A 12,602-nucleotide genomic window follows, 5' to 3' on the forward strand; every position below is an offset into this window, starting at 1 on the left:
GCAACAGGTCTGGTCGTCACAATCGGAAACGCGGCACGGATCGGCGAGGCCTCACGGCAAAGGACGGCTGCGAAAATGCTCGACAATGCGTGCATGACGTTCGCGTCCTGCTGCCACCAGCACCCCATGCGTCACCTCCCGGCGATTGTACTCAATCGCGTCCCCCGAGAGCGCGGTCATCTTACCACCCGCTTCCTGCACGATCAAATTCGCGGCGGCAAGATCCCAGTCGCGGCTTTGCCCGCCTGCAAAGGCCGCGTCAAGTCGACCTTGTGCTACACGGCACAGCCGTAGCGCCAGCGATCCGATCCGCGGATAGAGCGTGATCTCGTCCGGCGTCGGGCTGAGCCGCTGCACCAGCGGCTTCGGTCCCGCCATCCGCGGAAAGTTGAAATCGGTGCCTGCGGTTGCATGCACCGCGCCGTCGTTCAGGGTGGCGCCCTGTCCGCGGGCGGCGAAGAAGAATTCCTCGCTGACCGGCGCATACACCGCCGCGAGCACCGGCGTTGCATTTTCAACCAGCGCCACACTGACGCACCAGTCCTCGCGGCCGGCGAGATAGGCGCGGGTGCCATCGATCGGATCGACGATCCAGGTGAAGCGCCTGCCGAGGCGGGCGTCGTTGTCGGCGCTCTCTTCCGACAGCCAGCCGTAGCCAGGCGTTGCCGAACGCAGCTGCTGCTCCAGCAGGTCGTTGACCGCGATGTCGGCCTCGGAGACCGGCGAGGACGCACCCTTGATCCAGTTCTTCAATTCGGTGCGGAACAGCGACGATGCGAGCCGGCCCGCTTCCTGCACCGATCTGGTCAGCAAGGCGGCATCGCGCGCCTTGGTCCAGTCGTCCGTATCAGCGTCCGCCAAGCGTCAGGCCCTCGATGCGCAAGGTCGGCGAATTGACGCCGTAGCGGAATTCCAGATCGTTGGCGGCGACCAGCGACTTGAACATCGGCAGCAGATGGCCGGCGATGGTCACTTCGCTGACCGGATAGGTGATCTCGCCGTTCTCGATCCAGAAGCCGGACGCGCCGCGGCTGTAATCGCCGGTCACGCCGTTGACGCCGGAGCCGATCAGGTCGGTGACATAGAAGCCCTGCTTGATGTCGGAGATCAGCTCCTTCGGCGTCACCGCACCCGGCTCGAGATGCAGATTATACGTTCCGGGCGACGGCGAGGACGACACGCCGCGATGCGCATGCCCCGTCGTCACCAGGCCGAGCTCGCGCGCGGTCGCCGAATCCAGCACCCAGGTGGTAAGCACGCCCGCATCGATCAGCGCCGTCTTCTTCACCCTGACGCCCTCGGCATCGAAGGTCTGCGAGCGCAGGCCGCGCACGCGCAAGGGATCGTCGATGATGCGGATGTCCCTGGAGAACAGCTGCTCGCCGAGCTTGTCCTTCAGGAAACTGGTCTTGCGCGCGATCGAGGCGCCGTTGATGGCGCCGACCAGATGGCCGACGATCGAGCCGGCGACCCGCGGATCGAACACCACCGGCACCTTGCAGGTCTCGACCTTGCGCGGATTCGACCGCGCCACCGCGCGCTCCCCGGCCTTGCGACCAACGGTAGCAGGTGAATCGAGGTCGGAGGCATGCGGCGCGCTGGTGAAATCATAGTCGCGCTCCATGCCGGTGCCCTCACCGGAAATCGCCGTCGTCGAGATGCCGTGGCTGGAGCGCAGATAAGAACCGTGGAAGCCGGTCGACGTCACCAGCACCATGCCGCCGATCCCGGTCGAGGCCGACGCGCCGCCGGACTTCGTGACACCCTTGACCGCGAGCGCCGCAGCCTCCGCTTCGATCGCGCGCTGCTCCAGTTCGGCCGTGCTCGGAACCTTGCGATCGAGCAGATCGAGATCAGGGAAATCGTGGGCGTGGAGCGCCGGATCGGCAAGACCGACATATTTGTCGTCCGGCGCCACGCGCGCCATCGCGACCGCACGCTCGGCAAGCTTGGCGACCCCGTCGCCGCTGACGTCATTGGTCGACACCACCGCCTGGCGGTGTCCGACGAACACCCGCAGGCCGACGTCATCGCCTTCCGAGCGCTCGGTTTCCTCGACGCGGCCGTCGCGCACCTCGACGCCCTGCGAGACGCCGCGCACCGCGATGGCATCGGCCGCATCGGCCCCCGCGCGCTTTGCGGCATCGACCAGGCGCTGTGCAAGGTCGCTCAGGCCCGATTGGTCGAACAGATCGGAGCTATCGCCGTGTCGCGATGCAGATGGTGAAGAGTTCACGAACGAATTCCTGCGGATTGAGGGGGGCCCGGAACGAGGTCGACAGATCCACCAGATGTGCCGGTTTCACAGGGATTTCAAGCACTTTGCGCCGGCAGGCAACAAAGATTTGAGTGATCGGGGCAAGGCTTCGTCAATCATGCGGGCCAACCTCTTGTCAATCATGGCACGAGGTGAGGAGGGATTAACCAGGCTTTTTAAGGGGGAACGGACATCGCTCGGCTAGGCTCTCACCCAACGACCGGGAACAAAATCCCGGCGGGGAGACAGAGCTTTGAGGCGTCAAACACCAACAAGCGGAATCAATTCCGCCGGGTCGAGCTGCGCATTGCGGCTCGACCCTCTTTCCCTTCCGCTCAGCTTCCACGCGCAGGACGCGCGTGCGGATGGCGGCATGCGGCAGGTTGAGCTTCATCGCGAACATGTCGTGCTGCGCCGTGCCGTTCTCGGCATGCGGATGGCGGTCAATGTTCGCGTCAGCGACTTTCTCGGCGTCGCGGTGCGCGGCATCGACGACGCGCAGATGCTGGTGCTGGTTCACCGCGATCCCGCGCTCAGCATTCCGCTCGGCTCCAGTTCGGACGCCGAGGAGATCAGCTCCGCCTGGCAGATGTGGAGCGACATCTTCCGTCTCCCGCAACTGACCGAGCCGGCGCCGCGGACGCCCTCGCCGCGCCGCCGTCGCCGCAACGCGATCCGCGCGCGGAGACCCAAATTCCTGGTCCGCCGCCGCGCCGGTGTCAGCCGTAACGGCACCAGCGTACATCGCGGCGAACGCGAGATCATCGCGCGGGATTGAGTTCGGCGTTTCTTCGCACGCAGCTTGCCTCACAACGGTTGTCGTCCCTGCGAAAGCAGGGACCCATACGCCGCGGCTTTCGTTGTTGAAGGGACTCGTCGCTCCGGCATCGTCAACCAATAACCATTTGTGGTTATGGGTCCCTGCTTTCGCAGGGACGACGATGAGGATGGGTCTCGATTCATCGTCTCACACCACGCGGTGTCATCACCCGCGCATGCGTGATTTGTCGCACCTCTCGCCGTCATTTCGAGCTGCGTAGGATGGGTAGAGCGAAGCGAAACCCATCTCTTGTCCTGCGGCGAGAATGATGGGTATCGCTTCGCTCCACCCATCCTGCGAAGTCATCACGCCGCGCGCAGCACCGCGTCGACGACCAGGCTCGCGAACAGGATCAAGCCGGCGTCGCGGTTGGACTTGAAGATGCGCAGGCAGAGCGCGCCATCGCCGATGTCGAGCCGCCGGACCTGCCAGGCGAGATGCAACGCGAACGCCGCTAGCCCGATCCAGGCCGGCCACCGCGCCCCCGCGAGTGCGAACGCCACGCCGATCAAGAGCACGGCGAGACCATAGAAGATCACGAGCGCACGATGGGTGCGTGCACCGAACAGGCGCGCGGTGGATTTGACGCCGATCAGCGCATCATCCTCGGCGTCCTGATGGGCGTAGATGGTGTCGTAGGCGATCACCCAGGCGATCGATCCGGCGTAGAGCGCAATCGCGGTCGCATCGATGCGCTCGAGCGTCACCGCAAATCCCATCAGCGCGCCGTAGGAGAAGGCAAGGCCGAGCACGACCTGCGGCCACCAGGTGATCCGCTTCATGAACGGGTAGATCGCGACGATCAGAAGCGAGGCGATGCCGGTCAACACCGCGAAGCGGTTGAACTGCAGCAGCACGAGAAGCCCGATCAGCGCCTGCAGGACCATGAAGACCACCGCCTGCGTCACCGTGACCTGCCCGGCGGGGATCGGCCGCGACCGCGTGCGTTCGACCTTGGCGTCGAGATCGCGATCGGTGATGTCGTTCCAGGTGCAGCCGGCGCCGCGCATCACAAAGGCGCCGATGAAGAACAGCAGGACCACGAGCGGCAGCGAGCGCACATCATGCGCGACGCCGGCGGCAAGCGCCGCCGACCACCAGCACGGCATCAACAGCAGCCAGGAGCCGATCGGCCGGTCGTAGCGCGCAAGCCGCAGATAGGGCCGCGTCCAGACCGGCGCATGGGTATCCACCCAGTTGCCTGTGGAGTCGGCAACGCGGGTGGAGACATCGCTCATGGGTGATCCATCAACGGGTGAGGACGTTGCCGTTCAGCGTATCGAAGGTGCTGCCGCCCTTCTTGGTCGGCGTCGCTTCCGGCAGCGAGGCGGACGAACCGAGCACGTCGCTCAAGGTCGGCCCAGCAGGCCCACGCGGCTGCGCCGCCGCCTGCTCCGCGACGTTGCAGACCTTCTTCAGCAGCGCTTCGGTATTCTTGTGCCCTGCCTTGAGCTGGTCGGCGATCTGCGGCGGAATTCCGCACTTCGCCGCGTTGGTGTCGACATATTTGATCATCTTGATCTCGGCCTGGCTGTAATTGCCGATCAGCTTGCAGGCCTCCTGGGGGCTGGCGTGGCGATCGCTCGCCGCCTTGATCGCCTTGCCGCGCTTCTCCGCATCCTCACGCAGCGGAGTGAAATTCTTCATGCAGGCGTCGCCGGCACCACCAGCTGCACCCGGCGGGGGCGGCGACGACAGCCCGCCACCGGCGATGGGGGCCGCGCCATTGCTCGGAAATGCCGAGGGCGTGGCACCGACCCTGGCCGCCGGCGCGCCGTTGACCGGCGGGAATGCGGAATCGGAGGCGGTGCCGGCCTGGCTTGGACGCATGCCATTGACCGGCGGAAACGCGGGATCCGAGGCGGTGCCGGCCTTCCCTTGCTGATTGGGCAGCGGGGCCGGAAAGGCGCTCTGGGCGGCGGCCTGCCCCACGGACAGGGCGGTCGCGGCAACGGTCAGCACGATCAGTCGGCGGATCATCGAGGGTGTTTCTCCGGCAAAAGGTCCAGGCAACCCCAGCGCAACAAAAACGAAGCAACGAATTTTGGGGGCGTTTTACGATTCCTGTGAGGCCTTAACAACCCGTGGATTTGGGCGACAGCGCGGCGTAGGGCCACACCGGCCACATTAAATTGTTCCCCGATTCTAAGCCTTTAGGCTACGAACGGCGGTAAAATGGACCATCAAATTTGCCTGAACAGGATTTTCGGCAAGGCCCCGGTTTGGATTTATGGGCCCACGCCGCGGGCGACCGAAATGCAAAAGGGACCGCGTGCAAGCGGCCCCTTGGACTAAAGAAATGACTTGGTGACAGAAGCAATATATCGACGCTCAATATTACCTGGCTGGCGAGTTCCTGAGGAGTCCGCGGGATTACGGTGTCGCGCAGTTTGGTAAACTTGCCACACCGCAATGAAGCCGCCGGACATGCCTGGACTCGATTTCCGCAGCCCCCGCCTGTTTGTCGACGCCCCACTCGGCGCCGGCGCAACCGTTCCGCTCGAACGCGATCAGAGCAACTATCTCGGCAACGTGCTGCGGCTCGGCGCCGGCGACAGCGTGCTGGTGTTCAACGGGCGTGACGGCGAATGGCGCGCCGGGATTTCCGGCCGCAAGCGCCCCGACACGCTGACGGTCGCGGCACAGACCCGCGCACAGGACCGTCTGCCCGACGTCACCTATGTGTTCGCGCCGCTGAAGCATGCGCGGCTCGATTACATGGTGCAGAAGGCGGTCGAGATGGGCGCCGCGCGGCTGGTGCCGGTGCTGACACGCTTCACCCAGGTGTCGCGGGTCAACGGCGAGCGGATGCGCGCCAATGTGGTCGAGGCCGCCGAGCAATGCGGGATCATCTCGCTTGCCGAGGTCGCCGACCCCCTGCCCCTCGAACGTTTCCTGGCAGGCCGCGACCCGGCGCGGCTGCTGGTGTTTTGCGACGAGGCGGCCGAAGTCGAAAGCCCGGTGCAGGCGCTGGCGGCGGCAACGGCTGCGAATGCCGGGATCGATGTCCTCATCGGCCCGGAAGGCGGCTTCGCCGAGGAAGAGCGCACGCTGCTGCTGCGCCAGCCCGCGATCCTCCGCCTCGCCCTCGGCCCGCGCATCCTGCGCGCCGACACCGCCGCGGTCGCCGCGCTTGCGCTGGTGCAGGCCGCACTGGGGGACTGGAGAGGTAACGGCTAAAGCATGATCCGGAAAAGTGCGAAGCGGTTTTCCGAAAAGATCATGCTCAAACAAAAGGCCAAAGCGCGATGACGATTCAACCTAATCTCATCGCGCTTTAGCCGGAATGGCGGTCCGCAATCCGTCTATTCGCCGGACAAATCCAGCTCCCCAAGAGACCGCGCGGCATCGATGACGCGCATGATGCGCACGCCGCCTGGCATCATCTCGTACAGCACCAGCCAGCGCGAAATCACCAGCATCCTCGCACCATCGGCGATGTCGGGACGCGCCGGCCCCGATTCAGGGAATTGCGCCAACTGACCACACCGCGCTTCAATACGATCGATCCAATGGTCTGCCGTCGCGGGCCCCTTGTCGGATGCGATGAGAAGCCAGATTTCGGCGAGATCGCTCTGCGCGAGCCGGGAAAGGCGAACCTCTCCCAATTTACTTGCCCGCTGCCTTCAACCGGGCTCGCCCCTGCGCCTTGATCTCGGCAAAATCAGCCGGTCCAGCGTCGCCACTTGCCTGTCCCGCCGCCCAGGCATTGCGAAGGAACGCCAATCGCGCCTCTTCCGTCTGCTCCATGATCCGCAGCGCCTCCCGCACGACCTCGCTTGCCGAGGTGTAGCGGCCGCTCGCAACCTTGGTTTTGACGAACTCGCTCAGCTCATCGGTCAATGAGACGTTCATGTTCATGGTGGAACTCTCCCTACCCCAATTATGGGAGCGACCACAGACTTTAGCAATATTTGCCATCAGCATCGAACGTTCCGGTTTCGCCTAGCCAAGCCGTCGTAAAATCGTTAACGCACGCAATCATTAAGCCACTTGGCCGATCGCGGTCGAAACCCCGATCCGGCCATGGTAAGGGCTGCCCCGAACCACCCTTGGAACCCGCGCCGGAACCTGGTCCGGACCTAGTTGGACGTCGAGATGACCGAAGCTGCCGCACCACGATCCGCCGCCGGATCCGCCGTTTGGGCGGATGCGCTGCTGGCCTCGTTCGCGCAGGCCGGCTATCAAAGGTCCGAGCCGACGATCCTGCAGCCGGCCGAGCCGTTCCTTGATCTCTCCGGCGAGGACATCCGCAAGAGCCTTTACCTGACGACGGACCCGAGCGGCGAGGAGCTCTGCCTGCGCCCGGACCTCACGATCCCGGTGGCGCGCGACTACCTCGCCTCTGCCCGCGCCGGCCAGCCGGCCGGCTTCAGCTATCTCGGACCCGTGTTCCGTTATCGCGGCGGTGCGCCGAGCCAGTTCCTGCAGGCCGGCATCGAATCGTTCGGGCGGCAGGACCGCGCCGCGGCCGATGCCGAGATGCTGGCGCTGGCGCTGGAGGCAACCACGGCGTTCGGGTTGAAGGACGTCGAGATCCGCACCGGCGACGTCGCGCTGTTCAACGCGCTGATCGAGGCGCTCGACCTCTATCCGGTGTGGCGGCGCCGGTTGATCAAGGACTTCAACCGCAAGGTCTCGCTGACCGACGACATCGAGCAGCTGACGCTCAAGACCGCACCGGGCCGCAACGAATATGAGGGCGTGCTCGCTGCGCTGGCCGGCTCCGACCGCAAGGCGGCGCTGGCGCTGGTCACCGATCTGATGTCGATCGCCGGCACCACCAATGTCGGCGGCCGCACGGTCGCCGAGATCGCCGACCGTTTCCTCGAGCAATCGACGCTGAAGGGCGGCGCGCTGCCGCGCGATGCGGTCGCGACCATCAAGCGCTTCCTGGCGATCGCGGGCGATCCCGACGACGCGGTCGCGCAGCTGCGCGCGCTCGCCGCCGACGCCAAGCTGAACCTTGCCGCCGCGATCGACCAGCTCGAGAGCCGGATCGGCTTCATGGCCGCGCGCGGCATCGACATCCGAAAGACCCGGTTCTCCACCGCGTTCGGCCGCGGCCTCGACTACTACACCGGCTTCGAGTTCGAGCTGCACGCCAAGGGCAACGGCGCCGAACCGCTGGTCGCCGGCGGGCGCTATGACGGGCTGATGACGCAGCTCGGCTCGGCGGCCCCGATCCCTGCGGTCGGCTTCTCGGTCTGGATCGAGGCGATGACCCGGCATGGCCAGGCCACCTCCTTCGGAGCCGCCCAATGAGCACGCCCTTCGTCGTCGCCGTTCCCTCCAAGGGGCGGCTGCAGGAAAACGCCGAAAGCTTCTTCGCCCGCGCCGGGCTGACCTTGTCGAAGGCCGGCGGCGCCCGCGACTATCGCGGCACCATCGCCGGCGTCGACAATGTCGAGATCGCCTATCTCTCGGCGAGCGAGATCGCAGCCAATCTGGCCCGCGGCTCGGTGCATCTCGGTGTCACCGGCGAGGACCTGGTGCGCGAGAGCATTCCCGATGCCGACAAGCGCGTGCTGATGATCGAAGGCCTCGGCTTCGGCTATGCCAATGTCGTGGTCGCGGTGCCGCAGGCCTGGATCGACGTCCGCACCATGGCCGACCTCGATGACGTCGCATCGGGCTTCCGCGAGCAGCACAATCACCGCATGCGGGTGGCGACCAAATACATCAATCTGACGCGCGGCTTCTTCGCCAAACACGGCGTCGGCGACTACCGCATCGTCGAAAGCGCCGGCGCCACCGAGGGCGCGCCCGCCGCTGGAACCGCCGAACTGATCGTCGATATCACGACCACCGGGGCGACGCTCACCGCCAACGGGCTCAAGGTGCTCGACGACGGCGTCATGCTGCGCAGCCAGGCCAATCTGGTGGCGTCGAAGGATGCCGACTGGTCGAAGGGCGCCCGCGAGACCGCGCGCGTGATCCTCGACCATATCGCGGCGCGCGCCCGTGCCAGCAAGTATCGCGAGGTCCGCACCCGCTTCGCCGGCTGCAATGATGCGCTGCTCTCCGAGGCGCATAACCGTTTCGGCGTGGTTGCCCCGTTCGGCGGCCCGACCTCGTCGGGCATGCTTACGCTGCACTGCCCACCGGGCAAGCTCTACGCGCTCGGCAGCTTCCTGCGCGAGCACGGCGCCGAAACCGTGTCGGTGGTGTCGCTGGACTACGTGTTCGACCGCGAGAACCCGCTGTTCGCCAGGCTCGAGGCGTTCCTGCGACAATGAGGCGGCCACGCCGTTCATGTTGGCGACAGCTACCCTGCGGTACCATATTGTGTTCGAGGGATCTCTCGTTTTGACGCGGTGTCTTCGTGCGAGGCGGAAGGCCACATCGCTCGAAAACGCTCTAGTTCTGGAACCTGACCGATGATGCTGGGCTCTGACGTTTCCAGCCTGACCACGACCGCCAAGACCGCCGCCGGGCAGGGTCTGTCGATCGTCGTGCCCGTCTACAACGAGGCGGCCGGGCTTGCGGCGCTGCACGAGCGGCTGATCAACCTCGCCAAGACGCTGCGCGCCCGCTACGGCCTCGCCTGCGAGGTGATCTATGTCGATGACGGCAGCGCCGACAACACGCTGATGATCGCGCGCAGCCTGCCCGCCGACGGGCTCGACCTGCAGGTGGTGTCGCTGTCGCGCAATTTCGGCAAGGAGGCGGCGCTGATGGCCGGCCTCGACCACGCCCGCCGCGGCGCAGTGCTGTTCATGGATGGCGACGGCCAGCATCCGCCGACGCTGGTCGAGCAACTGGTCGCACACTGGATCGATGACGGCTACGACGTGGTCTATACGGCGAAGGCGCATCGCGACAATGAATCGGCCGCGCGGCGGCTGGCCGTGCGCGGCTTCTACGCGCTGATCAACTGGGGCGCCCGGCAGCAGATCCCGGAGGACGCCGGCGACTTCCGCCTGCTGTCGCCGCGCGCGGCCGCGGCCCTCCGGCAATTGCCGGAGCGCAACCGCTTCTTCAAGGGCCTCGCCAGCTGGATCGGCTTCAGGCAGATCCGCGTCGACTACGAGCCGGCGCCGCGCGCGCACGGCGTCACCACCTTCAACGCCGGCCGGCTGATCGGCCTGTCGATCGAGGGCCTGACCTCGTTCTCGGTGGCGCCGCTGCGCTTTGCCAGCCTGCTCGGCGCGCTGCTCGCCGGCGCGGCGTTCCTGTTCGGCCTCTCGATTCTGTGGGAAGTGCTGACCACCGGCAAGCAGGTCCCCGGCTATCCGTCGCTGATGATCGGCATGATGACGATCGGCGGCGTGCAGCTGATCATGATCGGCATCGTCGGCGAATATATCGGCAAGATCCTCTCCGAGCTGAAGGCGCGGCCGATCTACTTCGTCGCCGAGCACACCGAGAAGCACGCCGACGGCGGCGCGGCGCAAAATGCCTCCGAGCGGACCGCCGCGGAATGAACACCGATACGCCGCGCCGGATCTGGCTGTGTGCTGACGATTATGGCTTGAGCGACGGCGTCAACCGCGCGATCCGCGACCTGATCGAGCGCGGCCGCCTCAATGCGACGTCGGTGATGACCGTGACGCCGGCGATCGGCCGCGATGCGGCCAGCGCACTCACGGCATCGGTGGCGAGCAGCCCGCGTTGCGCGATCGGGCTGCATGTGACGTTGACCGCACCGTTCCGGCCGCTGACGATGCATTTCCGCCCGCTCGACGGCGACATGTTCCTGCCCTTCCCGCGGCTGCTGCGCGCCGGCCTGATGCATCGGCTCGACGCCGAACTGGTCCATGCCGAGGTGCTGGCGCAGCTCGACGCCTTCCACGATCTGTTCGGCCGCGCACCCGACTTCGTCGACGGTCATCAGCACGCGCAGCTGTTCCCGCAGGTGCGCGACGGCTTCCTGCGCGCCGTGAAGGAGCGCGCGCCCAACGCCTGGGTGCGGCAGTGCGGCCGCGAAGGCCCGCTGGCGCGCCAGCTGGCGGCGGCGCCGAAGGCGCTGGTGCTGAACGTGCTCAGCACGCAGTTCCGGATCAAGGCGCAGCGAGCAAGCCTGCGATTCAATCCGGCCTTCGCCGGCGCCTATGATTTTACGCGCGGCAATGATTTCGCGGCGCTGATGCAGGGCTTCCTCGACGGCATGCCGGAGGACGGGCTTGTGATGTGCCATCCCGGTTTCGTCGATGAAACGCTGAAGAGCCTCGACCCGCTGACGACGCAGCGCGAGACCGAGCATGCCTATCTTGCAGGCGACGATTTCCCCGCGCTGCTGGCCCTGAATAAAGTTACACTCGAATAAAGTTACACTTGCCTGACCCTTGTTTTTGACGCGTTTTCTTCACGCGAACCGGCCCCCCGCTTCGCTCGAAAACCCTCAAGGTTCACGAAAAGCCGCCGGTCGTATTGTCGCATACATAAATTTAATTCTGGCCCCCACTCCTTGCGCCACAAACCCCGTCCTACATCTCGGACGCGCCGATTCGATCGACGCGATGGAGAACGCCATGACACCGCAAGAACGCCAACTGATCGACGATCTCTTCGACCGGCTCGCCAAGCTGGAGAATGCCCCGCGCGACGGCGAGGCCATGTCCGCGATCATGCAGGGCCTGCGCAGCGCGCCGAATGCGGTCTACGCGCTGGTGCAGACCGCGCTGGTGCAGGACGAGGCGCTGAAGCGCGCCCATGACCGGATCCAGGAACTCGAGGCCGCGGTCGGCCAGCAGCAGGGAGCCCAGCAGCAGGGCGGCGGTTTCCTCGATTCGATGCGCGATGCGATCTTCGGCGGACAGGGCCAGCAGCACGGCTCGGTGCCGCCGGTGCGGGCGCCCGATATGGGCGGCCGCGATCCGGGCAGCCGCCCGGTCTGGAACTCGGGCCAGGCGATGCAGCAGGCCGGCGGCGGCTATGGCCAGCCTTACGGCCAGCCCGCGCAACCCTACGGCCAGGGCTATGGCGGCCCGCAGCCGCCGGCGTTCGGCGGCGCGCCGGGCGGCGGTGGCGGCTCGTTCCTCGGCACCGCGGCGGCGGCCGCCGCCGGCGTGGTCGGCGGCGGACTGTTGCTCTCCAGCATCCGCGGCATGATGGGTGGCGGCAGCCACCAGTCGCTGGCCGATTCCGGCGGCCTCGGTGGCGGGTCGCGTCCTTGGGGCGGCGACCAGTCGTCAAGCGACCTCGCGCGTGACGCCGGGGTCAACGACATCGGCTCCAACCGCGATAGCGGCTCGCGCTCCGGCCTGTTCGACCAGGCGTCGAACAACAACAATGAGAACAACAACAACGACAACAACAACGACAACGACCACGATTCCGACGACTTCGATAATGATGACGATGACGGCGGCTTCGACGGCGGCGGAGACGACAGCAATTACGCGTAAGCGTCCCACCTGAAACACAGACGGCCGCTCTCATCGAGCAGCCGTTTTGATTCCGACGTCGTCCCGGCGCCGGCCGGGACCCATAACCACCGATCTCGATTGTTGCGCACGATCGGCAACCCACACCGCCTCGAGCCGAGAAGCCGCGGCGTATGGGTCCCGGCCTGCGCCGGGA

Annotated in this window: 13 protein-coding genes; 7 read left to right on the top strand and 6 right to left on the bottom strand. The window is 66.1% G+C overall.

The features are described 5' to 3' along the window. Positions 1-51: 51 nt before the first annotated feature. Both AKL29_RS11400 and AKL29_RS11405 read right to left on the bottom strand, forming a co-directional pair. Positions 52-861: a 3'(2'),5'-bisphosphate nucleotidase CysQ gene (locus AKL29_RS11400; protein ID WP_050384220.1), complete on the bottom strand. Its 810-nt coding sequence runs from the start codon at positions 859-861 to the stop codon at positions 52-54. After that, positions 848-2,236 carry a TldD/PmbA family protein gene (locus AKL29_RS11405; protein ID WP_050384221.1) on the bottom strand — a complete coding sequence of 463 codons (1,389 nt, stop codon included), beginning with the start codon at positions 2,234-2,236 and terminating at the stop codon, positions 848-850. Before AKL29_RS11405 ends, AKL29_RS11400 begins: the two co-directional genes overlap by 14 nt. A gap of 274 nt (positions 2,237-2,510) precedes the next feature. Between AKL29_RS11405 and AKL29_RS11410 the strand changes: the two genes are divergently transcribed. After that, entirely contained in the window at positions 2,511-3,035 is a 525-nt protein-coding gene (locus AKL29_RS11410; protein WP_050384222.1) for a DUF6101 family protein, read from the top strand. A 347-nt stretch (positions 3,036-3,382) separates the two neighbouring features. Here AKL29_RS11410 and ubiA read toward each other — a convergent pair whose 3' ends face one another. Both ubiA and AKL29_RS11420 read right to left on the bottom strand, forming a co-directional pair. After that, entirely contained in the window at positions 3,383-4,315 is a 933-nt protein-coding gene (ubiA, locus tag AKL29_RS11415) for a 4-hydroxybenzoate octaprenyltransferase (RefSeq protein WP_050384223.1), read from the bottom strand. Positions 4,316-4,325: 10 nt separating this feature from the next. Then, the gene (locus AKL29_RS11420) at positions 4,326-5,057 is read right to left on the bottom strand and encodes a hypothetical protein (RefSeq protein ID WP_028333040.1); all 732 of its coding nucleotides are present in this window, start codon (positions 5,055-5,057) and stop codon (positions 4,326-4,328) included. A 447-nt stretch (positions 5,058-5,504) separates the two neighbouring features. Between AKL29_RS11420 and AKL29_RS11425 the strand changes: the two genes are divergently transcribed. Beyond that, complete coding sequence (locus AKL29_RS11425; protein WP_028333039.1) at positions 5,505-6,257, top strand: 16S rRNA (uracil(1498)-N(3))-methyltransferase; 753 nt, start codon at positions 5,505-5,507, stop codon at positions 6,255-6,257. 125 nt (positions 6,258-6,382) lie between these two features. On the opposite strand, the gene AKL29_RS11430 is transcribed toward AKL29_RS11425, so the two are convergent. Further along, positions 6,383-6,685, bottom strand: coding sequence for a type II toxin-antitoxin system RelE/ParE family toxin (locus AKL29_RS11430; protein ID WP_028333038.1), 303 nt, complete (start codon positions 6,683-6,685; stop codon positions 6,383-6,385). Position 6,686: 1 nt separating this feature from the next. Next, positions 6,687-7,004: a type II toxin-antitoxin system ParD family antitoxin gene (locus AKL29_RS11435; protein WP_244481939.1), complete on the bottom strand. Its 318-nt coding sequence runs from the start codon at positions 7,002-7,004 to the stop codon at positions 6,687-6,689. Between the two features lie 171 nt (positions 7,005-7,175). Between AKL29_RS11435 and AKL29_RS11440 the strand changes: the two genes are divergently transcribed. The 5 genes from AKL29_RS11440 to AKL29_RS11460 all read left to right on the top strand — a co-directional run bounded on the left by AKL29_RS11440 (position 7,176) and on the right by AKL29_RS11460 (position 12,427). Next, positions 7,176-8,342, top strand: coding sequence for an ATP phosphoribosyltransferase regulatory subunit (locus AKL29_RS11440; RefSeq protein ID WP_050384267.1), 1,167 nt, complete (start codon positions 7,176-7,178; stop codon positions 8,340-8,342). Then, a complete protein-coding gene (gene hisG / locus AKL29_RS11445; protein WP_050384224.1) occupies positions 8,339-9,316 on the top strand; it encodes an ATP phosphoribosyltransferase in 978 nt (325 codons plus the stop codon). Before AKL29_RS11440 ends, hisG begins: the two co-directional genes overlap by 4 nt. Positions 9,317-9,457: 141 nt before the next feature. After that, positions 9,458-10,504: a glycosyltransferase family 2 protein gene (locus AKL29_RS11450; RefSeq protein ID WP_050384225.1), complete on the top strand. Its 1,047-nt coding sequence runs from the start codon at positions 9,458-9,460 to the stop codon at positions 10,502-10,504. Beyond that, the gene (locus AKL29_RS11455) at positions 10,501-11,346 is read left to right on the top strand and encodes a ChbG/HpnK family deacetylase (protein WP_028333033.1); all 846 of its coding nucleotides are present in this window, start codon (positions 10,501-10,503) and stop codon (positions 11,344-11,346) included. Before AKL29_RS11450 ends, AKL29_RS11455 begins: the two co-directional genes overlap by 4 nt. A 205-nt stretch (positions 11,347-11,551) precedes the next feature. After that, positions 11,552-12,427, top strand: coding sequence for a DUF2076 domain-containing protein (locus tag AKL29_RS11460; protein WP_050384268.1), 876 nt, complete (start codon positions 11,552-11,554; stop codon positions 12,425-12,427). The last annotated feature ends 175 nt before the right edge of the window (positions 12,428-12,602 follow it).

The sequence above is a fragment of the Bradyrhizobium pachyrhizi genome (genome assembly GCF_001189245.1).
Taxonomy (GTDB): Bacteria; Pseudomonadota; Alphaproteobacteria; order Rhizobiales; family Xanthobacteraceae; genus Bradyrhizobium; species Bradyrhizobium pachyrhizi.

Coding starts and splice junctions, on each gene's coding strand:
- AKL29_RS11440 (WP_050384267.1), top strand. CDS start 7,176: ATGACCGAAGCTGCCGCACCACGATCCGCCGCCGGATCCGCCGTTTGG.
- AKL29_RS11420 (WP_028333040.1), bottom strand. CDS start 5,057: ATGATCCGCCGACTGATCGTGCTGACCGTTGCCGCGACCGCCCTGTCC.
- AKL29_RS11455 (WP_028333033.1), top strand. CDS start 10,501: ATGAACACCGATACGCCGCGCCGGATCTGGCTGTGTGCTGACGATTAT.
- AKL29_RS11435 (WP_244481939.1), bottom strand. CDS start 7,004: ATGCTGATGGCAAATATTGCTAAAGTCTGTGGTCGCTCCCATAATTGG.
- hisG (WP_050384224.1), top strand. CDS start 8,339: ATGAGCACGCCCTTCGTCGTCGCCGTTCCCTCCAAGGGGCGGCTGCAG.
- AKL29_RS11460 (WP_050384268.1), top strand. CDS start 11,552: ATGACACCGCAAGAACGCCAACTGATCGACGATCTCTTCGACCGGCTC.
- AKL29_RS11450 (WP_050384225.1), top strand. CDS start 9,458: ATGATGCTGGGCTCTGACGTTTCCAGCCTGACCACGACCGCCAAGACC.
- AKL29_RS11425 (WP_028333039.1), top strand. CDS start 5,505: ATGCCTGGACTCGATTTCCGCAGCCCCCGCCTGTTTGTCGACGCCCCA.
- ubiA (WP_050384223.1), bottom strand. CDS start 4,315: ATGAGCGATGTCTCCACCCGCGTTGCCGACTCCACAGGCAACTGGGTG.